The organism is Polynucleobacter sp. AP-Reno-20A-A9 (assembly GCF_018882085.1).
GTDB lineage: Bacteria > Pseudomonadota > Gammaproteobacteria > Burkholderiales > Burkholderiaceae > Polynucleobacter.
On record NZ_JACVPB010000008.1, the window covers coordinates 18,857 to 41,731 of the forward strand.

At 44.7% G+C, this 22,875-nt stretch carries 19 protein-coding genes; 14 read left to right on the forward strand and 5 right to left on the reverse strand.

Going from position 1 to position 22,875, the window contains the following annotated elements; genetic code table 11:
- Window positions 1-3: 3 nt before the first annotated feature.
- From ICN39_RS08120 to ICN39_RS08135, 4 genes are read left to right on the forward strand one after another with little or no spacing between them, the layout of a single operon-like run.
- Window positions 4-954, forward strand: a complete 951-nt coding sequence (locus tag ICN39_RS08120) for a type II secretion system F family protein (RefSeq protein WP_216233550.1) — start codon at window positions 4-6, stop codon at window positions 952-954.
- A 32-nt stretch (window positions 955-986) separates the two neighbouring features.
- Window positions 987-2,039 (forward strand): acyltransferase, encoded by a 1,053-nt coding sequence (locus ICN39_RS08125; RefSeq protein WP_255532391.1) that lies wholly within the window; start codon window positions 987-989, stop codon window positions 2,037-2,039.
- Window positions 2,036-2,488, forward strand: a complete 453-nt coding sequence (locus tag ICN39_RS08130) for a hypothetical protein (protein WP_216233552.1) — start codon at window positions 2,036-2,038, stop codon at window positions 2,486-2,488. Before ICN39_RS08125 ends, ICN39_RS08130 begins: the two co-directional genes overlap by 4 nt.
- Before the next feature lie 40 nt (window positions 2,489-2,528).
- Window positions 2,529-3,725 carry a TadE/TadG family type IV pilus assembly protein gene (locus tag ICN39_RS08135; RefSeq protein ID WP_216233553.1) on the forward strand — a complete coding sequence of 399 codons (1,197 nt, stop codon included), beginning with the start codon at window positions 2,529-2,531 and terminating at the stop codon, window positions 3,723-3,725.
- A 22-nt stretch (window positions 3,726-3,747) separates the two neighbouring features.
- Here ICN39_RS08135 and ICN39_RS08140 read toward each other — a convergent pair whose 3' ends face one another.
- Window positions 3,748-4,182, reverse strand: coding sequence for a TadE/TadG family type IV pilus assembly protein (locus tag ICN39_RS08140; protein ID WP_216233554.1), 435 nt, complete (start codon window positions 4,180-4,182; stop codon window positions 3,748-3,750).
- A 225-nt stretch (window positions 4,183-4,407) separates the two neighbouring features.
- Here ICN39_RS08140 and ICN39_RS08145 point away from each other — a divergent pair, with 225 nt between their 5' ends.
- The 6 genes from ICN39_RS08145 to ICN39_RS08170 are packed head-to-tail and all read left to right on the forward strand — an operon-like array spanning window position 4,408 to window position 13,614.
- Window positions 4,408-5,667: an HD-GYP domain-containing protein gene (locus ICN39_RS08145; RefSeq protein ID WP_216233555.1), complete on the forward strand. Its 1,260-nt coding sequence runs from the start codon at window positions 4,408-4,410 to the stop codon at window positions 5,665-5,667.
- A gap of 11 nt (window positions 5,668-5,678) precedes the next feature.
- Complete coding sequence (locus ICN39_RS08150; RefSeq protein WP_216233556.1) at window positions 5,679-6,023, forward strand: diacylglycerol kinase; 345 nt, start codon at window positions 5,679-5,681, stop codon at window positions 6,021-6,023.
- Window positions 6,023-6,715 (forward strand): hypothetical protein, encoded by a 693-nt coding sequence (locus tag ICN39_RS08155; RefSeq protein ID WP_216233557.1) that lies wholly within the window; start codon window positions 6,023-6,025, stop codon window positions 6,713-6,715. The genes ICN39_RS08150 and ICN39_RS08155 overlap by 1 nt, the downstream gene beginning before the upstream one ends.
- The gene (bcsA, locus tag ICN39_RS08160) at window positions 6,688-9,447 is read left to right on the forward strand and encodes a UDP-forming cellulose synthase catalytic subunit (RefSeq protein WP_216233558.1); all 2,760 of its coding nucleotides are present in this window, start codon (window positions 6,688-6,690) and stop codon (window positions 9,445-9,447) included. Before ICN39_RS08155 ends, bcsA begins: the two co-directional genes overlap by 28 nt.
- A gap of 11 nt (window positions 9,448-9,458) precedes the next feature.
- Window positions 9,459-13,214, forward strand: a complete 3,756-nt coding sequence (locus ICN39_RS08165) for a cellulose synthase subunit BcsC-related outer membrane protein (protein WP_216233559.1) — start codon at window positions 9,459-9,461, stop codon at window positions 13,212-13,214.
- A gap of 13 nt (window positions 13,215-13,227) precedes the next feature.
- Window positions 13,228-13,614: a tetratricopeptide repeat protein gene (locus ICN39_RS08170; RefSeq protein WP_216233560.1), complete on the forward strand. Its 387-nt coding sequence runs from the start codon at window positions 13,228-13,230 to the stop codon at window positions 13,612-13,614.
- Here ICN39_RS08170 and bcsG read toward each other — a convergent pair.
- Both bcsG and ICN39_RS08180 read right to left on the reverse strand, forming a co-directional pair.
- Complete coding sequence (gene bcsG, locus ICN39_RS08175; protein ID WP_216233561.1) at window positions 13,611-15,155, reverse strand: cellulose biosynthesis protein BcsG; 1,545 nt, start codon at window positions 15,153-15,155, stop codon at window positions 13,611-13,613. The genes ICN39_RS08170 and bcsG overlap by 4 nt on opposite strands.
- A gap of 1 nt (window position 15,156) precedes the next feature.
- A complete protein-coding gene (locus tag ICN39_RS08180) occupies window positions 15,157-16,122 on the reverse strand; it encodes a glycosyl hydrolase family 8 (RefSeq protein WP_216233562.1) in 966 nt (321 codons plus the stop codon).
- A 166-nt stretch (window positions 16,123-16,288) separates the two neighbouring features.
- Between ICN39_RS08180 and ICN39_RS08185 the strand changes: the two genes are divergently transcribed.
- The 4 genes from ICN39_RS08185 to ICN39_RS11225 all read left to right on the forward strand — a co-directional run bounded on the left by ICN39_RS08185 (window position 16,289) and on the right by ICN39_RS11225 (window position 20,212).
- Complete coding sequence (locus ICN39_RS08185; RefSeq protein ID WP_216233563.1) at window positions 16,289-16,456, forward strand: hypothetical protein; 168 nt, start codon at window positions 16,289-16,291, stop codon at window positions 16,454-16,456.
- Window positions 16,446-17,999, forward strand: coding sequence for a diguanylate cyclase domain-containing protein (locus ICN39_RS08190; RefSeq protein ID WP_216233564.1), 1,554 nt, complete (start codon window positions 16,446-16,448; stop codon window positions 17,997-17,999). Before ICN39_RS08185 ends, ICN39_RS08190 begins: the two co-directional genes overlap by 11 nt.
- Before the next feature lie 92 nt (window positions 18,000-18,091).
- On the forward strand, window positions 18,092-18,877 hold the full coding sequence (locus ICN39_RS08195; RefSeq protein WP_216233565.1) for an SUMF1/EgtB/PvdO family nonheme iron enzyme: 786 nt from the start codon (window positions 18,092-18,094) through the stop codon (window positions 18,875-18,877).
- 3 nt (window positions 18,878-18,880) lie between these two features.
- Window positions 18,881-20,212 carry an ATP-dependent RecD-like DNA helicase gene (locus ICN39_RS11225; RefSeq protein ID WP_216233566.1) on the forward strand — a complete coding sequence of 444 codons (1,332 nt, stop codon included), beginning with the start codon at window positions 18,881-18,883 and terminating at the stop codon, window positions 20,210-20,212.
- On the opposite strand, the gene ICN39_RS08205 is transcribed toward ICN39_RS11225, so the two are convergent.
- The gene (locus ICN39_RS08205) at window positions 20,213-21,799 is read right to left on the reverse strand and encodes a gamma-glutamyltransferase family protein (RefSeq protein WP_216233567.1); all 1,587 of its coding nucleotides are present in this window, start codon (window positions 21,797-21,799) and stop codon (window positions 20,213-20,215) included.
- Window positions 21,800-21,821: 22 nt separating this feature from the next.
- Entirely contained in the window at window positions 21,822-22,802 is a 981-nt protein-coding gene (locus ICN39_RS08210) for a tripartite tricarboxylate transporter substrate binding protein (RefSeq protein ID WP_216233568.1), read from the reverse strand.
- Between the last annotated feature and the right edge of the window lie 73 nt (window positions 22,803-22,875).

Consider the following 22,875-nt stretch of genomic DNA (forward strand, 5'->3'; position numbering starts at 1 on the left):
TTTATGGAAATTATCCGCATCCTCATTTTTATCCTCCTGTTTGTATTGATTACAAGCTCGAGTTACTACATCATCATTCGCTACTTTTCTGAGCGCTCTATTCATCGTCGCTTGGGATCAATACGCACCGAGACTTTGGACGAGCTAAATCCATTGCGCACTCGTTTAGAGATTTTCTCTAAAAATATGCTTACCAAGCTAATCAACTTCTCGATGCCTGATGAGGAATGGGAAAGCTCTCGCTTTCGCATACGCTTTATGAGAGCTGGATATTACCGTGAGCTCGATGCCCTGATTTTCTTTGCTCTCAAAACAGTGCTCACTCTTGTATTGCCCATCTTATATGTTCTGATTTCATTAATAGGCCGATCATCCAGCTCTTTGCTAAGCATTCTTTCTGTGGCTGTTTTGCTCTCTGGAATTGGTTATTACTTGCCCGATATATGGCTCTCAAGAAAAGTCAAAGAGAGAAAGCAGCAAATTTTTGAAAGTCTTCCTAACGCGTTGGATCTGATGCGCGTATGCATTAGTGCTGGCCTAGGTCTTGATTCTGCCATTGAGCGGGTAGGCAAGGAGTTGCAGATTGAAAGTAAGGCCCTTGCTCAGGAGTTCCATATTCTAAATTTAGAGCTTCGTACGGGCGCCACTCGTGAAAATGCTTTGAAAAACTTAGCCGATCGCACAGGTGTCGAGGATATTCATGCCCTGGTTGCCATGTTGATTCAAACTGAGCACTTTGGTACCAGTATTTCTGAAGCGTTAAAAGTTCACGCCGACTCCTTAAGAGAGAAGCGTGCTTTGATGGCTCAGGAGGTGGCTGCAACGATTCCGGTCAAAATGACAATTCCTTTGATACTCTGTATTTTTCCAGCCTTGATGGTGGTCTTACTGGGCCCTGCAATTATTACCATTGGAAAATCCCTTTCTCCTATTTTCAATGGCATAGCCAAATAAGGTCGCAATTTTCTGCTCTTGACGAGTAATCCATGCAGCATCTAACTGTCGCTAACAAATCCCAACATCTCAAGGCGATAGATGCGATTCGTTGCCTATGTGCTTTATATGTCATGTTTGGGCACATTCAGCCGCCACTTATAAACCTGCCTTCATCGCTTCAGGCACTACTAACCCTAGGCATAAGTGATGGGGGGTGGGCGGTCATGATATTTTTCGTTATTTCTGGCCTTTGTATTCATCTGCCGTATGCATCTGGCGCCCCCTTCGATTCAAATCGTTTCCTGGTATCTCGATTCTGTCGTATTGCTATCCCGCTCTTTTGTGCTGCATTGTTATCTTGGCTTGTGCAGGCAAATTTGGATAAAGTTTTATGGTCTCTTTACTGCGAGATGATGTATTACCTTGCTTATCCATACTTGCGCATATTATTTCTGCGCTTTTCGATCTCCAAAGTCCTGTTCTTTGCGCTGATTGCGGCATTGCTCACCGCTTTTCTTCCTGATCATAATCATGGAAATTTCTTTTATTTCGATAATCCCATTGCACCGATTGCAACTGCAGTCTTGGGATTACCTATTTGGTTGCTTGGCTGTCTTCTAGCGCAAACGATTGTTGAGAAAAAACAGGTCGCGTTTAACCATGTTGTTGGCTTAAGGATTGCTATTATTTTTCTTGGACTCGCTTTGCCGGTCCTGAGTTTTTTAGATGAAGTCATTCCAAATTTCCCTAATATATTTCTCTTAAATACTAAGTATTCATTTCTGATTTTTAGCCCATTTATTTATTGGTGGCTTTATGCTGAAATCAGCCAAAAAAACGTGCCTTATTTATTTAACCTGTTTAAACCTTTGGGGGTCGGAGCTTACTCAATCTACCTGATGCATGTATTGAGTATTTCCGTCTTTATTGTTTTGCCAATCAATTTTGGCTCATATCTGAATTGGTTAACGATTATTTCAATTGCGCTATGTATGTCGGTTGGTTTTTACTTCCTGATAGAAAAGCCATCGCATTTGCTTGGCCGATATTTTCTCAATAGCGGGAGAAGTCCCTTGAAACTGAATGGGATCAAGGTCAAATGAACTGTCCCTTTTGTGGCGCATTACTTGATTCCACCATCATGCTGCATCAGTGCACGCATTGCGGAGCTTCTATTTTTTACGGAATAGAAGGGTATTCAAAGAGTCATGCTGATTCATTACTTCAGGCCGAAGCAATGCAATCGCGCCTTAAACATGAGCAAGAGGCGGAAAAAGAGCAAAAGGAATTGTTTAGTTCTACTCAGTACCGGGATGGTATTGTGCGGAAACAAAAGAAGGGCCACCTGCAAACGATTCTTGAAGCCACTGGAATGGCTGCGCTTTACGCATCCATATTCATGGTGATTACCTCGCCATTGCTTTATTTCTTGGTGCAGCCACGTTTACTCAAGTCATACTCTGTTGTTTCTTTAATTGCGGGTTCTTACCTTTTTTACTTTCTTTTTGGTTTGGCGGTTTTTTATGTAACCAGCCGATCCTTGTCTGACTAATGAGCTTGCTTAATCAAAAGTATTGGGGGTACCATAAACCATGTGCCATAAAAAAATAGACTCTCGTAATGAATTGTCTGATGCTGAAAGCGGGGCAGTTCTTCCCTTTTTTGCAATTCTATTGGTAGTGCTTCTTGGGTTTGCTGCCTTTGCCGTAGATTTTGGTTTTGCTTATATGCGTCAAGCCCAGCTACAGTCAGTTGCCGATGCAGAAGCGTTAGCCTGCGCTAGGACCTATAGCACCTGCACTAGTGGTGGAGACCAATTTCCACTAACCAATCCGTATGGATTTACCATCGCCACTACAAATTCAGTAACCTGCCCAAATACAGCCACTCAAAATAATTGCGTTCAAGCAACAGCCTCGACCAGTTGGAATACCTTTTTCTTGCCGCTTTTTGGCTTTAATACCCTGAATTTGAGCAAAACAGCCATAGCAGGAAAGCGAGCGACTGGGGATGCTTTAATTATCCGCGGTGTGGTTTCCATGAATGGCAATCACATCATGACGGTATCTGGTGGGTCAGTGGCTGTTGGTGGAGGAATTTCAACCACGAATCAGTCGGGTATAGATGCAACCGGCACAGGAGCAACCATTACCGTTTATAACAACTCAACCAATAGTTGCGGTAGCTGCACTCCATCGGTTCTAAGCAATGGCGCGGTTCTTCCCTCTCCTCCCGCTTACACACCTCCATCATCTCCAACAGTCAGAACGGCCCCCGTTTGCGTGAGTAATGTCGGAACCTTTCTTCCGGGTACTTATTCAGCAGCCGTATCCATGTCTTGTGCAAGTAATACCTTAACTGCTGGAACATACTATTTCAACGGTGGTTTTGATAATAACGGCAATACTCTGACTGGAACGGGCGTGACAATTATTGTTGGCGTGGACAAAGCTTTTAATCTAAGTGGAACCGTTAATTTAAACAGTAGCAATGGTTCATCGACTTGTGGAACTGCAGGTGGCGGCATGGTTGTATATCAACCGGTAACACTCACCAATACCTTTCAATCTATTAGTGTGGCGGGGGCGGGCAATAACATCACTCTGACGGGAAAAGTGCAATTGCCTAATACGGACTTTACCTTCAAAGGGTCTCCAACCTCGTTCTCAGTAACAGGGTCTTTGTACGCCAATTCACTTACATTGAAGGGCAATATGAGTGCTGGTATTTCGGCTGACCCATGTCAAAACATCAACTTAGGTGCTGGTACGACAATATTGGTTCAGTAAGTCAAACCCAATTGTTGGTTGATTACTCGTGATACATCACGGCCGATGCAGTCAGGGCATTTGTTGAGCTGCCGACGATCCAGCCAATTTGAGTGAATGTATAGCTCACGGTTACCGTCACAGTGGTGCCTGATGTTCCTGCACCAGTTGCGCTTGATGTTGATGTAGTGGCTCCACCAAAGGTAATAAGATTGGCTTGGGTGTAGCCATTAGCGATTTGACAGGGGTCTGCTGTGCCGCTGGCGGTACCAGAACAACTAATTGCGGCAGAAGTATTGATTGCCCCCCAGCGAGCGCCTTCTCGCGCAGCATTGGTAATGACGGCCTGGTCATAGAGCAAAATCCCGTAATTGATGATGCCAAAAACAATCATCATTAGCAGAGGCAAAATTAATGCAAACTCAACGGCGGCTACGCCACTGTCTCGCCTCTTGAATTGAATAATTGGATGGGTCATGCGGATCTCATTTCTATTAAATATATTAGCGCAATTAATCCAATATTTGCGAGAAAAATATAGGCATTTCCCTGATTTTGGGCCATTCAGAGGTCTATAAGCTGTTACGATTAAGTCTCAATAGGTCTAATTTTGGGAATGACTTTGTCTTTTATCTCACCCCTTTAAATGCAGTTAACTAATCAAATATTCTATTTTGCGGTTTTCATCACCTTTTTAGGCTTGATGTCCTCCTTCTTTTGGGGGAAGGGTGATCAGAAAGATCAATACCGCGTCTTCTATTGGCCCTTTGCGCTGGGCCTCCTTGCTACATCATCACTCGCTTTTTTCATTGCCCCTTGGGTTGGCAAGTGGCTGCTCATTGTTGGCAACTTCACTTTGCTGGCCGGAACAATTTGTATTTCGCTTTTGTTTAGCAAATGGAATAACTCACTCACTCTAGCCAAAAAGACGCTTGCGAGTATTTTGTTTGTTGGGGTGTTTTGTGCCTATTTATATCTAGTAGCTTACGGGCAAACACAACAACGTATTCACCTATTGAATACCGCTCTGGCTCTGGTCTCCTTGTGGCAGTTGAGCACGCTGCTTCGAATTATGCGAACAGAGGATGCTTATCAAATCAAGTTATTAATTGCAGTGGAATTATTTCAGTTGTGCGCACGTGTATTGCGTTCGGTAGTTTTGATATTGCATCCAGATCCAACTCTCGTGAGTCTATATCAAGAGGACATGCTTGGGTTCTCGCTGCGGATTTCTTCGTTCTTATCGAACACGGTAGTTTGTATTTTGATTTCCAACTACTATATTGAAAAGTTAATGCAAGTACAGCAAAAGAGTGCTCATGCGATCGAGAGAGGTATGTTGCAAAGCTTAAATGCTTTATCGATGGTTCGTGATAATGAAACGGGGAATCATATTCTTCGAACAAAAAAATATTTACGGTCAATTGCCTCCAAGCTCCGCGAAATGGGCGTCTACAAAGATGATTTGAGTGCTGAGGCTATTGATGCAATGGCAAAGGCAGCGCCATTGCACGACATTGGCAAGGTGGGCATACCAGACCATATTCTTAAAAAGAATGGCCCCCTTACCCAGGAGGAGTGGGTCATCATGAAGACGCATACTTCTCTGGGGGAGCAGGTGCTCGAGGCTGCAAAGGTAGAGGACGCTAAACATACCGATATATTGGATGCTGCGATTGAAATTGCAGGTGGTCACCATGAGAACTGGGATGGCTCTGGCTATCCTCGAGGATTGGCTGGTCTGGCTATTCCATTGTCTGCCCGAATTATGTCTTTAGCGGATATGTACGATGCCCTGGTGAGTGAGCGTGTTTATAAAAATCGTTGGTCTCATGAGGATGCATGCACAGAAATCTTGCGCTTAAGTGGTACTCGTTTTGACCCCGCTGTAGTAGAGGCATTCATGTTGGAGCGGAATCATTTTCTTGAAATTGCCAATACCTATCAGGATGCGGAAGCATGATTTAAATAGCAATGCAGAAAAATAAAAATATATTTGCCGCAACTCGTAATGCCTTTGATGGTATTAAAGAGTTAATTAAAGAAAAGTCAGTTCTCAGGGAATTAGTCTTGGTGGCATTTGCCATTATTTATTTCTGCTACAAGCCCAATGTCTACACCGTATTGGTGGCGGTGTTATCGCTGGTTCTGTTGGCAGTCGAGGCATTGAATACTGCCATTGAAAAGACCTGTGATTTGATTACCTTGGATCATCATCCTGAAATTAAAAAGATTAAGGATCTCGGCGCGGCAGCGGTATTCATCATCGTGCTCACTATTGGGTTGATCTTTATCCGTTATTTATCCCCATTTTTCTGATGAGTCATTTTCTAAGTGCCTTTGAGATAAATATCATTCCAAGAAATGATGTCGGGGTATCAGATGAGAGCTCAAATTTTGCTGTACGTGAAAAATTAACGCATCTCATTGCAAGGATTTGTAAAGCCTATCATGGGGTTGTGCTGGATCATTCTGATGGCAAACTGATTTATGCGTTCGATCAGGTTAGTTTTGCTGCGCTAGCTTGTGTAGCCATTCAGATAGAGGCTGATTTATTAAATTCCAAAAATCATGTGAACCCTATAGGTTTGGTTGCCATCGGAATTGTTGCGCTCGTTAACCCTTTTACCGGCTTACGAGAAGACGAGCGCTCCAAGCAGCTTGTGGTTTTTATGGCCGAGGCAGCAGGTGCTGGGGAGCTTTATCTATCCGAAGGCGCTTATGACAGCTTAAAAAATCCAGAGTTACTTCTGTGTCGCTTTACGAGGCAGCTACTGAGAACGGGTGAAGATCGCGCGCTCAATGCCTATGAGGTCTTTTGGAGCCCCACTGAGGTTGATTTAGGTAAGCTGCAAAAAGACCCCAATGCAATTGATTTGGAGCTTCAGCCGATTCGTTCCTTTGGTCTGAAATTAGTGGCTGGGATACTGTTGCTGTTTTTTGGAGTGCTCATGCTGACTATAGGCTATGAAGCCCTTTGGGCATGGTTTATTCAATTGGTGCATCGCTAATGCTGCTGCAAGATCGACACTCCAGAATCACAGTAAGCCTATGCTTTTTTGCTCTTGGTATTGGCGTCATGATTTACTTCGCCGAAGAGTTACTCAATTTGGGCGGTCAGCTATATCTGGGTTGGGGCAGTTTCTTCATCATTTATTTAATGTCAAAGGTCAAGTATTTCCGAAATCAACCTTGGAGATCTTTATTTATTGTTTTGGCGCTATTTGTAAGCTGTCGTTACATGGCTTGGCGTATCTTTGATACCTTAACTTACACCAGCTTTTTTGATTTTATCGGTACTGCCATGTTGTTTTTGGCTGAGACCTACGGTTTCACTTTATTTTTACTGGACATGTTTGTGAATTTCTCACCCATGTCTAGTGAAATCATTCCTTTATCTCCGGATGAGTCAAGCTATCCATCGGTAGATGTTTTTATACCCACTTATGATGAGTCTGAAAGTATTGTGCGCATGACGGTGACCGCCGCCACCCAGATTCAGTACCCTAAAGAAAAGCTCAACATTTATATCCTAGATGACGGAGGTACGCATGCAAAGCGCCGTAGCAAGGAGACGGGTAATGCAGCCTGGAGGCGCCATTACAGTCTAAGAAGGCTTGCAAAAGAGCTTGGAGTGCAATACATCACACGTGATACTAATCAGAAAGCTAAAGCAGGAAATATTAATCATGCATTGCAGCATAGCAGCGGCGACCTGATTTTAATTTTGGATTGCGACCAAGTTCCTACAAAAGACATCTTGAGCAATACAGTAGGGCAATTTTTGAACGACCCAAAAATGTTCTTAGTTCAAACCCCGCATTTCTTCATCAATGAAACCCCGGTAAATAACGTGATTACTGGAATTTCAAACCGTCCAGATGAAAGTGAAATGTTTTATCGAAAAATTCAGCCAGCCCTAAATTCTTGGAATGCTGCCTTTTTCTGTGGCTCTGCAGCGGTATTGCGTCGTCAATACGTAATGGAGATTGGGGGCATTGCCATTAAGACCATTACAGAAGATTGTGAGACCTCACTGATCCTTCATGCACATGGCTACAACAGCAGTTATATAAACAAACCCATGGTTTGCGGGCTCTCTCCAGAAACCCCGTCTGATTACCTGACGCAACATTCTCGTTGGGCTAAGGGGATGCTGCAGGTCTTGATGCACTACAACCCATTATTTATGCGAGGGCTTAGCCTGCCTCAGCGTCTAGCCTATTTTTCCTCATGCTATTCCTGGCTCTTTGGATTTGCGCGCTATATCTTTTTCTTGGCACCATCCGCTTTCCTGATCTTGGGATTAAATGTGTACTCGGCCAATTGGCATCAGATGGTCGATTTCACGGTACCCTATGCATTAAGTATTCTGGTGGTGATCTCTTATTTTTTTGCAGGATCACGTCAACTTTTCTTTTCGGAAATTTATGAAACTGTCAAAGGATTCAGGATGATTCGAGAGTTAATGCCAGTACTTTTAAATCCTTGGAAGCAAAAGTTTTTAGTAACACCCAAAGGGGTAATGCTGGAAAAAGAGCAGCTCAGTTGGGACGCATTCCCTTTATTTATTTTGGTAAGCATCAATGCTATTTCTATTGGGATTGCTGCAATCCGATGGTATTACGAACCCATTTGGCATGACAACATTGTTATTACTGCAGTGTGGTGTTGTATCAATATTTGGTTGGGATTAATGTCCTTAGGCGCATTTTGGGAAAAGCGTCAAATTCGGGCTTATTACCGTATTGGCGGGGGAGGAACGGTTACCATCGAGTGTGATAACCATTCCACGCCTATCGAAGCAAACCTAGAGGATGTTTCAGTGAGCGGCATAGGATTTGCTTTGCCGCTAAATACTGATTTAAGTATTGGGCAATTTATTGCATTATCGACAACCGATAGCTATGGCGGCAAATATTCCTTTAAAGCTAAGATCGTTCGGATGCAAAAAGAAAGTGATCACTATTTCTGCGGAACCCAATTTATTGCCGAGCAAGTGGCCAGTCCAGAGGCGATTGCTTTTGTATATGGCGATAGCGGACGCTGGCAGCGGATTTGGGATGCTAGTGCAGAGTTAAAGCAATCAAAACTTCAGTTGTATATGTTAACAAAGCTAGGACTTCGAGCTGTTCGTGAAAACTCTGCTGGTTATTTTTCATACATCTCAAAGAGTATGGGCACTTTTATTGTCATGCTTTTTAATCCCTATTTTTGGTTTTATGCTATTACTGGCGTGGCTAGTTGGGTTATTTATTTATTTTATTTATTTGTGGTTTATGTAATTGGCCTGATTGATCATCAGCAAGCAAGAACATTCCCTCGCTTACGCGCTGAGCAAAAGATGACAATTTATTTTCCCAAGTTAGATGCAACCCTGGAGGGCTGCGTTTTTGATATCTCTTTAACCGGTGTCGGCATCAAAGTAAATTTACCTTTTTTGATTAATGATAATGAATTGATTGAAGTTTCGGTAACGGGTGTTCTGCAAGCAAAACATCGTATGGATTGCATGGTTCGCCGAGTCATTAAAGAAGGTGATGAAGTGATTTTGGGTGCAGAATTTATCGTTGATAACAGTAATTTCTTTAAGATCGTGAGCTTCGTTTATGGTCAAGGCTCCAAAATGGTATTTTCATTAGCGATTCAGAATTTAAGAAGAATTCTGTCATACCTGTTTTTCACTGGTGAGTTATCGGAAGAGCGCAAGAGTCTTGCTTCCTCCAAGTCCTTTGGTAAATGATTCTTTTGAAAATGAAAGCACTTCATCTCTGCTTGAGTCTTGTATTGCTCACTTCGGTTGGGATGGTGGAGCTTGTCCATGCTTCGGATAACTCCCTTAGCAGGCAAGAAATTGCAGGGGCTAGAAGAGTATTAACCCAAGCTACTATTCTTCAAAAAAGTGGCAAGTCAGCAGAGGCAAATGCTTTTCTAAAAGAGAAGTTCCCAAATGGGCCCCCACCAGGTGATTTAGCAGTCGGTTATTACAAAATTATTGCCAATTCACCGGGGGGTTGGAATGAAGCGCGTGCTGGGATTGAAGGCTTAGTAAAGTCTGATCCTAAAAACTTGCAATACACCTTGGCGTTAGATGCCTTATTAGGTTCAAAGCCAGAAACCCGTGATCTTGCCTTCCAGAACTTGGCTGAAACATATAAAGTTCGCAAAGTAGATAAGCAACGGGTACTTCAGGTTTGGCGTGAGGTTCTGAACGCCCAGCATACCGGTCCAGAACTTATTCCGTATTACGAACAGTATCTAAAGTTGGATCCCCATAATCAAGAAATTACCGGTCGATGGATTCTGGAGAAGGATACGCTTGAAGAGCGTAAACGTATTGCGAGTGATCCTGTACTTAGACGCCGTCAGCTTGGCTTGGATCTATTGGATAAGGGCGACATTGCAGGTGCAGAAGCGCCGCTGATGGACACTCTCAAGGTGAGGCCAAAGGATTATTTGGCATTGGGTGGCATGGGCGTAATTCGGATGAGGCAAAGCAATTATGAAGAGGCTGTTACTTACTATCAGAAAGCTCTAACGCTCAATCCTGAAAACGGTGGCAAGTGGAAGAGTCTAATATCCACCAGTGAGTACTGGTTGCAAATTCATCAGGCTGAAGATGCTCGGGACAAAAAGAATTACCCTTTAGCAATGGAAAAAATCCGTTCAGCAATTCTATTGGAGCCACAGGGCCCCGAAGGGTTCGCAGTTTTGGGAACCATTGAGGCCGATCGAGGTAACAACAAAGAAGCAGAAAAGCAGTTTAGAGAAGCTTTGGCGATTGAAGCCGACAACGGTATTGCATTACGTGGATTAGTTCGGCTATTGATTAATGACGGCAAACGCGAGGAAGCGCTAGCCTTAATTAATGCTCAGGCGCCTGCAAATAGTGCTGCTGGCAAAGGTTATGACTATTTGAGGGTTAAGATTCTTGGTTCACAGGCAGATGACTTGGTGAGCAAAGGGCAGGGTGTAGCTGCCATTCCCTATCTGCAGAGCGCCTTACAGCTTGAGCCACTCAATCCCTGGTTGCGTTTTCAGTTGGCCGGGGTCTATGAGAGCGTGGGGTCAGTCGATAAAGGGTTAGCCGTCATGAAGGAGGGGTTGCGGCTTGCCCCAAATGATCCTGAGATGACTAATGCCAATGTGCTCTTCTTATTGAGTGCTGATAAAACTGAGGATGCCCTAAGCTTGATGCGAGGCGCGCTAGCAAAACCATCCTCTGATGCCACATCACTCCGTTTAACTCACGCTAATGTGCTCAATCGCTTGCAGCGAGATGACGAGTTGAGTCCTGTATTGCAACGGCTTGCCAAAACCCAGTTATCACCAAGCGATAAGCAGAAATTCATTCAGATACAACTCGATTTTGATATTCGTCAGGCACTCAAAGCGGGTGATACCCAAAAAGCAATCACGCTGTTGAAACAAGCCATCGTACTAGATAGGGATGAGGTTTGGTTGAGATTAGATTTGGCACGTTTATACGCAAAGCTGCACCGCCCTAAAGAGGGCATCGCAATATTTGATGCCTTTCTAAAAACGCACCCTAATAGTGTTGAAGGTTTATATGCCTACGCTTTGTACTTATCCGGTCTTGAGCAAAATCAACCAGCCCTAAAAGTCTTGGAGCGCATTCCTGCGTCTGAACGTACCCCTAAAATTACGCGCTTCCAAAGGGGCGTTTGGGTTGATCTACAGTTGACCCAGGTAAAGAGGCTGAATGCCCAAGGAGATCAAGCCCAGGCAATCGCTCAGCTAACCACGCTCGAGAGTGAGGTGTCCAATGACCCCGACCTTTCTTCCTTGGTTGCGCTCATGTGGGGTTCTATTGGCAAAACAGAGCAAGCCAATGCGCTCTTTCAGAAGATAGAACAAGGCACCCCAAATCTCTCGGTTGAGTGGCATTTGCGTTATGCCAATTACCTTCTCATTAATGAGCAGCCAGAGGCATTCCTAAAGGAAATGACGTTTATCTCAAATCAAAAGCTAAGCCCAGGTCAAAAGCAGGATTTTTTGGATCTACAGCAGACGGCTGAGCTGAGGGCAATCGGTCAACTCATTCAGTCTGGTGATATTCGGGTGGCTAATCAAAGGCTTCAGCCGCTGATTTCCGCTACCCCCAATAATTACAAGATGATGTATTTAGATAGTCAGATCCAAAGAAGAGAGGGCTACTTGGATAGGGCGATTGATATTGAGCAGCGCGCACTTGCTCAGTCACCGGTACCGCTATCTAGTTTCAGCAGTCTTTCTACACTCAAACCAGTAGCAAGCTCATCTGGTGTTTCTGTGTTTCAGATTGAGCCACCAATCTTGGAGCCCTCAGCTGTCGCATCAGGCAGTGCATACCAATACAAACAGATGGCCGACATGATAGATATGCGTACCAACTGGATTGACTCAGCTGTTGACTATCTATCCCTCAATGGCACTCCAGGGCAGTCGTATTACCGAGCTACGGAGATACCGCTGGAATGGAAGATGCTTATGCGCGCGGATGAAAGAGTGACTTTCAGAGCCGACCAGGTCAACATCAATGCGGGGACCATTGATGCTGGTAATTCATATCAAGTGAGTACTTTTGGCTCCATGGCTGCCTGTAAAACTAATTGCCCAACTACATTTTCAAATCAGTCTGCATCGGGTACCGCTCTGAATGTCGGGTATGAAAAGCAAAACTTTAAGGCTGACATCGGTACAACCCCATTGGGCTTCCTCACTCAGAACTGGATTGGTGGAGTGAAACAGAAACTGGATGCGGGTCCTGTGGGTATCTCATTAGAGTTGGCTCGTCGACCAATGACCAGTACTTTGCTTTCTTATGCTGGCACTCGTGACCCTGTGACTGGCTCTGTCTGGGGCGGCATGGTTGCAACTGGCGGAACCGTTGGCTTGAGTCTAGATCAGGGTGGCACCTTCGGTGGATGGACTTACTATCGCGCACGAAGCCTCACGGGTACGAATGTGCAGAGCAATAGTGACAATCAATTTATGGCTGGTCTGAACTGGCGCATCGTGAACGAAACCGATCGGCAGCTCTCCAGCGGTCTAACCGGCATGCTCTGGGGTTTCAAAAGAAATGCCGGAGAGTTTACTTATGGGCAGGGCGGTTACTATAGTCCACAAAGCTATCGCTCTGTGACACTTCCTTTAAATTACTCGCAACGTTTTGCCCGCTTCTCCTATGTTGTCGGTGGCTCAGTATCAACCAACTGGTCTCGTACCGATGCTGCGCCATACTTTCCGACCAACTCAGATTATCAAGCTGCCTCTAATAATGCTACGTATTCAGGAAGTTCTGGACCTGGTAGCGCCTATTCATTCTTGGCCGCTTGGGAGTACCAAGTCACACCTTCAATCTTTGTTGGTAATCGCTTGAAGTTAGAGCGCTCGCCTTACTATGCCCCAAATAGTTTTGTGCTGTACGTCCGGATAGCGCTTGATGGCGCTGCACCAAACCCTGTGCCATTGCAAACTCAGCCGGTAATACCGACATCTCGCTTTTAATGAGCTATAGAGAATGAATAAACGTACCCCAAGCTCTTTCTTGTTTCTGGTGATGGGTTTATTTGCCTGTTCAATATTGAGCGCTCAATCCTTAAATAGCGCCCCTGAGTTTGATCCTTATCTGCCTGGGGAGCTCAATGAGCGGGCGCTTTATGCGTTGAAGGATCAAGATATCTCTACCGCTGTCATACTGTTGGAGAGGGCGTATCGATTAAATCCCCACAGCCCAGACATCAAAGCCAACTTAGAGGTGGTTCGAAAGATTGCTCAAGAAAAAGCTCCCATTCAGATCAATGGCGAGGTTGTTTACTTGGATGCGCTCGGCAATACGGTGAGCTCTGATAGGGTGGTAGATGTGCCAGCGCTGTGGTCGGAATCTCAAGTTAAATCAAAACCCTAATTATTGGTTTCGAATAAATTCCAGTTGATATCGTTGGAGCGGAAGTAGTACGAGGCTCCAAACTTCATGATGACAGAATCTTCATTCTCAGCAACAAAACGCGTACTAGGAATATTTATTAAGTAGGATTCAGGTGCAGGGGCAGCCGTACCAAAAGGAGCTTTACCGACAAACTTGGAGATGAGATCAGAAGTAGCAAGATAGCTAGTTGGTTGCTTGATGATGTTGGTCTTTACTGGGGCCTCTACTTTGCTAGTGAACATGATACCCACGGGAATATTGGTTACGTTAGGGCTTGGAATTTCGCGCATGCCTACGATCTCATTTTTGTTTCTACGAATTGCTGCGCCATGCTCAGGAATGAACACAATGACTACTTGTCGGCCAGAGTTATTGACCTTGGTATAAAAGCGATCAATATCACTCAATAATTTACGCGCTCTGCGAGAGTAAGTCTCAACACTATTCTCTAGCTTGCTACCATCCAAGGCGCGATTGCCATCATGCAATGAGATCGTGTTGTAAAAGAGCGCAACCCGTTCATTTGGTGACTTCATACGGGCATCCCACCAATTGGATAATACGGAGTAGTCGTCGTAAATCTGTGATCCATCAAAACCTCTTAAATAAGGGGTGGCTTGGGTGTTATCAAATAGCGGAGCAGACATGCCACCTTCATTGCGGATTTCCTTTAGAAGATCGCCATATTTACCATCATGATTCAAAGCTAGTTGTACTTGGTAGCCAGTTTTATTGAGGTTATTAAATATTAGAGAATCTTCAACAGCCGGTTTGTATAAATCCCGCTGGTCTTGCTGTCCGCGGCTACTGCGCAAGAGGCGAATAATCGACGGCCCACTATAGGAAGAGGCCGAATTAAAGTTGGTAAACAAGTAATGGAAGCGCTGGAAAAGCGGATTGTTATCTTCTTTGATGTAATTAAGGTCATCCCAAGCTAGGGAGCAGACATTAATCACCAAGACATCAAACGGAACACTCCTAGCCTTTTGTGAGCGGTTGAAGGCAGTGCGAGATGATTCTTCAATAAAGAAGCCATCAAGGGATTCTGTTAGCTCTGTATCGCTAGGGAGGCCAATGACTTGACCATCAGAATCATAGGCTAGGGGAGCCATATTTGCTCCCAGTGGAAGTAAGGTGCTTAAGATTGCTAAAGAAGCAATGGTTGTCATTCTCAGCTTCTTAGAAAGCAGGAAGTAAACAATATAGAGTCCCAGCAAGATAGCGATTACTCGCCAATCCAAAATTCGAGTCAAGAGCTCTAAGTAGTACTGAAAACTAAAATCGAGCAACTGACTAATTTTGGGGATGATATTTCGGAGGGGCGGGAGAGGGCTATCAAAATACAGAATAACGATAGCAATAGGTAATGCTATCCATTTGCGAATTCGCAGCAATGTCGGATTGGCATGGGAGAAAATCAGACCAAGAGCAAAGGCGGCATTAACAAAAAAATGAAAATGAATGTAGCCTGTATAAAACAGGATTATTTTGATAATGAAATAGAAATTCCAAATTCCCATATTACTTTTTCAGATCCTCGAGAGCCATTTTGGTAAATAAAGAAAGCATAGAAGAGTAATAGCCTTGGTCAGGATTAAAGCTGGGCAATGGGGCTGAATCTATATTGGGATAAGCAAGTGTGATGGCGGCAACACTATAAAAGCCTGCAGACGCATTGTAGGTCGCCATATCGCCAGAAATCACGTTTACCCAAGCCGGTAGTAGCGGTTTTCCGGTAAAAGAGCCCCAGAAGTTTTGAAAGGGCTTTATAGAGGAGGGAGCTGCCTGTTGCCCCCAGATTAAATAGAGGGGGATGCGCACTGCGTCATATCCAAATTGCTCGCCATCTACAGGGCCTAGCTTCTCACCCTCTAATTTGATCCAATTTGATGGCAACTGCCATTTGCCAAATCTAGCCTCTTCTATTAGTTTTAAGCCACTAATCCTTAATTCCTCCCATTCTGGAGCCGGATCGAGCGCAGATAGATTGGCAATTGCAGGGAAGATCCAGTAGGAGAGGTTGAGTTTTAAGCCTTCTGGTTTTTCAAAGCCCATGGCTCCAGGAAGTAAAACAGTGCCCTTGCTCGTTTTACGTAAGAGCGTTGCCCTAATAGATTGACTGACCTGTATGGCTGCAAATAAATAACTCGGCTCATTCCATTTGCGATACGCCCGTGATAGAGCCCAGGCAATAAATAAATCGCCATCGCTGGCATTATTCGTATCATTAATGCCTTCCTTGGGAGACCAGCTCCAGGCAAACAATTTATCGTCACGAACTTGGAGATTGTGTTGGGTCCAAGTCCAGATTTGAGCAAAGGTTGCTGGGTCATTATTTTGTACTGCAAGCAGCAATGCCATCCCCTGACCTTCGGTATGGCTGATACCATTTTGACCGCTATCTACTACCCGGCCATTTTCAATAAATGCGGTTTTAAATTGAGCCCAATCTTCACCGCTAAAAGCGCTTACTGGAGAGTTCAGCATCAGAGCAAAGCTCAAAAGCCAAAGTCGAAGAAGGGTATGCCAAGCCATAGAATGATTGAATTTAGATGAGCAATATGCTGGCAATTGATTATGATTTGTAAAACTTAATAATAGGGTACATTATGAATTACCAGCACTTAATTAGCCCAATTTATTTAAATATTTCATGCAGTTAGCAAACCAAACACTTTACTTTGCAACATTCATCGTTCTGGCAGGCTTAATGGCCCGATTCTTGGCCAATCGGGATGACGATCGCGCTCAATTAGGGTTGTTTATAGACGCACCCCTCATTGGATCTCTGGGCTATAAGGTGACTCGAAATGACAATTAGTTTTGAGCCTAGCTCTAATGTTCGCCGTAACTCTCGCCTCATTTTGGGTGCTTCCATTATTTTGGCGATCATCTTTATTATCAATGCGGTAATTTCTGGATATTTGCTACGACGCAATACAACAGAAGATCGTGCAGATCAACTCTCCGCCTTGACATTAATATTGGCCGAGCACACTTCGCAGATTATTTTTTCAGCCAATACCGTTTTAAATAGTATTGATGATGTGTTTTATGCAGCGAAAATTGAAGATGAGAGCAGCTATCGTAAGTTTGCTTCCAATAAAAATCAATTTGAGCTGTTGCAGGAAAAGACAAAATCTAATTCCATTTTAGATGTCACCACTTTTGTGGCTAATGACGGTAGAGTGCTTAATTTCTCCCGCTCCTATCCCGCTCCCGAAATTAATCTGGCTGATCGTGACTATTTTGTTTACCTGAAAAATCACAATGATCTTGAAACGTTCTATAGCACCCCCGTGCAAAATAAGGGTAACGGTAAATGGGTTTTTTATTTAGCCAGGCGTGTCAATGGTGCAAACGATGAGTTTCTCGGGGTGATTTTGGTGGGTGTCTCTGTAGAGGTTTTCTCCTCTTTGTACGAGAGATTAGGTGCCAATTTGGGTGATGGTGCAGCGATAACTCTTTATCGCAAAGACAAGACCTTAATAACCCGTTGGCCTCTAGTTGAAGATCTGATTGGTCGTGTCAACACCAATAGCTTGATTGAGCAATCTTTGGCTGCTGCCGCAGAAGGTAATGGCGTGATCTTTACATCCATGACCGGCTTTACTCGGCAAAACACGTCCCCTGTCGAGCGCATGATTTCTTATCGTAAGGTTTCTGGCTATCCTTTTGTGGTGGGTACGGTTGTGCCTGAATCCTTGTATTTGGCTAATTGGCATAAGAATGCGACTGGCGGCTTAATTGCCACCGTTTTGAGCATCATTATTTTATTTGTTGGAACCTATTTTCTTCTGAGGACTTATAGGCGTAATGCTGAAAACCAATATCGCGCACATCATGATGTTCTTACAAGATTACCCAATAGGACTTTATTCTCTGATCGTCTTTCGTATTCATTGGCCAATTGCAAGCGCAACCAAACTAAATTAGCGCTACTTTTTATTGATTTAGACAATCTTAAAACGATTAATGATGTCTATGGCCATCTTGCGGGTGATGCAGTTCTTATGGAAGTGGCAGAAAGAATACGAGACTGTCTGCGAGATACTGATACTGTGGCTCGTCTCGGCGGGGATGAGTTTATTGTGCTCTTGCCAGGTGTTGGTGACGAGAAGAATGCCTTGATGGTTGCTGAAAAAATTCGATCCTCCCTCATAATGCCGATTATTGCTGATGGCAATACTGTAAATACAAGTGCAAGTATTGGGGTGGCCTTATATCCAGACCATGGATCAAACGAGACCGATTTGATGAACAATGCCGATATGGCCATGTATGAAGCTAAATCCAGCGGCCGAAACGCTATTGAAATCTTTGGTGAGAAGGTTATTCAGGCAGTTTTCAAAGATATTTCATGAGGCTTAATTTTTCCGCGTGACGCTTGCGACGAATAACGTTTGTATTCTTAAGCAAGCTTAAGCACAAAATACATTGGGAAAAATGATTGTTTATGAAAAAATTTAATATCCGCAAAATTATTTTAATTCCATCGATCAGCCTTGGGGTTTTGTCCATATTAATTGGATCAAATCCAATTCAAAGCGCACCCATTTCGACCATTCCTACGGTGCAAATTGGAAACTTGATCTGGGATCAAACCGAGATGAATATTGCTGACGTGAAGACTTACGCATCATCAACGGGTTTTGTGAGTGCAGCAGAGCAGAAGGGTGGCGGCTTATCTTATGAAGCTGGCTTTGTTCAAAAGCCAGATTGGACATGGAAAACTCCCTACGGCGTTCCTGCAAAAGATGCTGAGCCAGCGGCGCATCTTAATCAAAAAGAGGCTGAAGCTATCTGCCGCTATTACGGTAAACGTTTACCGACAGATGTTGAGTGGACTAGTACCGCATTCTTAGAGCAAAGGGCTAATCCTCCTGTTGGATACGTAAAGGGTCAGCGTTACCCCTATCCGGGCGGTAGCACCCCAGCGGTATCTCACTGCCTCAGTGGTTGTGGTGATTACAAGGGTCTTGCTCCTGCCGGGGCCCTGAATCGAGGTACAGGGCACGTTATCGCTGGCTCAACCAAACCTGGCGTGAATGGCTTGTTCGATATGGGTGGCAATGTATGGGAGTGGACGGCTACAGAGCGTAATGGAGGCTACATCACTCGTGGTGCTTCATGGTGGTACGGTCCAGAGCGGCAGCAAGAATCTGATGTGGAGTCCAAACCTGGCGATATTGCTGTGGTTTATATCGGATTTCGCTGTGTTGCCGATGCCGTGAAACAATAGGGAATGACTAATCCTGCTGTAGATTCTTCCGATATTGAAATTACTCCCGATTACCAGGCGGTAATTGAGGCTATTGAGCGTCACGATCCTTATATTTTTGTTAGCGGTAAAGCGGGCACTGGTAAAACCACCTTAATTGGCTATCTGCGAGAAACCATACCTGGAAATGTCGTGGTAGTTGCACCAACAGGTGTTGCGGCTCTGCAGGTTAAAGGAGTAACGATCCACTCCTTCTTTAGATTGCCCCCACGCTTAATTTTTCCAGAAGAAGATATCAAGCCGCTGCGTGATAAACGTCTTTATAAAGATATCCGCCTACTCATCATTGATGAGATCTCGATGGTGCGTGCCGATGTGGTGGATGCGATGGATTTATTTCTGCGCGAGAATGGCCCACAAAAAGGCAAACCCTTTGGCGGCATTCAGGTGATGTTTGTGGGAGATCTGTTTCAGCTGCCACCAGTGGTTTCTAGTTCCGATATGCAAGTTTTGTCCGAAAGAGGATATGAGGGGCCTTATTTCTTTTGCGCAATGGCCTTGCATCGTAAAGATGTCACGATGGTGGAGCTCTCCAAGATCTTCCGTCAAAAAGACGAGCACTTTGCTGGCTTATTAAATCGCATCCGAATCAATCAGGATATAGAAGAAGCAATCGACACACTCAATGCTCAGTGCTTCAAAAAGGATGTGGAGCTAGATGAGCAGACTATTACTCTAACCACTACCAATGCCCGAGCCGATCAAATCAATGGTGCCGGCTTACGTGCCATTACTGCTGAGGGTAAAGTCTACTCTGGCAGCTCAACCGGAAAATTTAATATTGATGAGCGCAACTTGCCATCACCTAATAATTTAGTGCTCAAGGTTGGGGCCAAGGTCATGTTCACTGCAACGGATCCAGGGTTTCCGAAGCGATGGGTCAATGGCACCATTGGGGTGGTACGTGAAATGCTGGCAGATAAGGTGAAGGTCATGGTTCAGAATGGACCGTACTCAAACACTGTTGAGGTCACGGGTCATCAGTGGGAATCTTATCGCTACGATCACGACATGATGTCAGGAAAGATATCTCCTAGCATCATCGGCACTTATGTTCAGATACCGCTCATGCTGGCATGGGCTGTAACGATTCATAAGAGCCAGGGCAAGACGCTCGATAAGGTTAAGGTTGACCTCTCCTCAGGAGCTTTTGCCTCAGGACAAGTCTACGTTGCCCTAAGCCGTTGCAAAACGATAGAAGGTATTTCTCTACAAAGACCGATTGAGCCCAGAGATGTGAGTTGCGATCAAGAGATCAAGCGCTTCTATATGAATTGCTTGCCGAATTCTAGATAATTAGAATCCAGCTGCTAATCCATCCCTGCGATGATCACTGCCAGCAACATAAGCAGAAAGAGTCTCTTCGTTCAATTTAGCAATTGCTTGTGCGCTGCCAAAGTCCAGGCTGTTTGCAGGCTGAACGGCAACGTCATGGCCCAGCGCTTTTAATTCATCAACCACGCTTTGGGGCATTGCTGCCTCAACGGTTAGCTTGCCCACATCATCGATGCGCCAACGCGGCGCATCAGAGCAGGCTTGTGGGTTTAGGTATTCATCTACAAAGCGCATCACAAACTGAATATGGCCCTGCGGCTGCATATTGCCACCCATGACACCAAATGCCATAGTAGGTTTGCCGTCCTTAGTAAGGAAGGCCGGAAGGATGGTGTGGAAGGGCTGCTTGCCAGGTCCAACTTGATTAGGATGTCCATCCTCTAATCTGAAGCTCATGCCACGATTATGAAAGGCAATGCCACCTGGGGCAACTACCCCAGAACCAAAGCCTTTGAAGTTCGATTGAATATACGAGATCATCATGCCGGATTCATCGGCAGCGCATAAGTAAACAGTGCCGCCTGAATGTGGATCTCCAGGACCATAGCTACCGGCTTTGTTGTGATCAATTATGGCTGCACGACTTGCCAGGTAATCTCTGTTTAATAGAGAGCTTACTGGCATTTGCATAGAGCGTGCATCGGAAACATAAGCATAAACATCTGCAAAGGCCATCCGCATCGCTTCAATTTGTAAGTGAATGCGTTGTGCTGAATTAGCGGGGTATTGCTTTGCATTTGCTGCTTGCAAAATGCCTAAGGCAATTTGAGCGGCAATTCCTGAGCCATTCGGTGGAATTTCGTGGAGGGTGTAGTCACCGTAATCGAAGGCTAAAGGCTCAACCCACTCCGGCTGGTTATCGGCGAAGTCTTGCATGGTGAAACAACCACCAGTAGCTTGAGCAAAGTCCACCATGCTTTGTGCAAGAGGACCTTTATAAAAAGATTCACCTTCTGTAGCGGCAATTTCTTTTAAGGTTTTGGCTTGTGCTGGATATTTCCAGATTTGACCAGCTTGAGGCGCTTTACCATCAATTAAAAATGACTCTACAAAACCAGGTTGGTTTTTAAGGATTGGAATGGCTTCGCGCCACTGACGAGCGATAACAGGTGAAACCGGAAAACCATTTTCCGCATAATCGATTGCACGTTTAAATAATTGCGCAAAGGGCAACTTGCCAAACTTTCTAGAGAGCTCGATCCAACCCGCAACCATGCCCGGGACCGTGACCGTATTCCAGCCAATGAGATCCATCGCAGATTTACCAGCAAAATACTCTGGCTTCCAAGCAGCGGGAGCGCGACCAGAAGCATTTAAGCCGTGTATCTTTTTGCCATCCCAGAGAATTGCAAAACCATCCCCACCTATGCCATTCATCGTAGGTTCAACTACAGTCAGTGTGATTGCAGTTGCAAGTGCCGCATCAACAGCATTGCCACCGTTTTGCAGGGCTTCAATACCAGCTTGAGTAGCAAGCGGTTGAGAGCTCGCAACGGTATTTTTAGCTAGAACAGGGGCGCGACTACCAAAAGGAGGGGATATCAACATAAGGGCTTATCTATTTAACGACTTAATCAACTTTAACATTCGCTGACTTTACTACCTTCTCCCATTTGCTGGCTTCACTTGCCGTAATTTCACCCAATTTCTCGGAGTTTGCAAACTGGGGGTGAATACCTTGAGCTGCCATACGTGCTTTGAAATCAGGATTAGTCAAAATCTTCCGTATCTCCCGCTCAAGCTTGGCAATAATATTTGGAGATGTTCCTTTGGGAACATAAACTGCATAAAAGTTTTCTACATCAAATTGCTTCATGCCATCTTGCCCTAGAGTTGGGACATTGGGCATCAGAGGGGAACGTTCTGCGGCAGCAATGGCAATCGGGCGCAGCTTGCCACTCTGAATGTGGGGCAATGAAGCAGTCACGCTGTCAAACATCATGAGGGTGTTGCCTGCAATCAAATCAGGCAAAGCAAAGCTACTACCTTTGTAAGGGATATGAGTGCCTGTTGCCCCAATACGCTGCATAAACAAAGTGGACTCTAGGTGGGAGAGACTGCCATTACCTTGGGATGCGTAATTAAAGTCACCCTTTTTAGATTTAATAAAGGCAATGAGTTCTGGAAGATTTTTGGCTGGTACGGACGGATTCACCACGATTAAGTGGGGAATTGTTCCGATTAATGCAACGGGAACAAAATCTTTCTGTAAGTCAGCTGGAGGGTTTTTAAATAGGGCTGAAGAAATCGATTGATTTGTCAGCGCACTAATGTTGATAGTGTAGCCATCAGGAGCCGCTTTAGCACCGGCTTGTAGACCAATCATTCCGCCTGCGCCCGGCTTGTTCTCGACGACGATGGCTTGACCCAATGCTTCTGCCAATGGGGCCGTCACGCTACGCGCAAAGATATCAGTAGATCCGCCTGCAGGAAAGGACACAATCGCAACAATCGGTTTTTTAGGCCAATCTGTATCAGGGGCGGCAATAACTGAGTTACTTAAGGTCAATAGTCCTAAGGAGCCAAGGATGAGAGATTTGAAATAGTGCATTTAATGATCCGATAGTGAGATGAGTAATATAGTATTGGAAATTCAGAATCTAGTTTTAAAAAGATCAAATAAG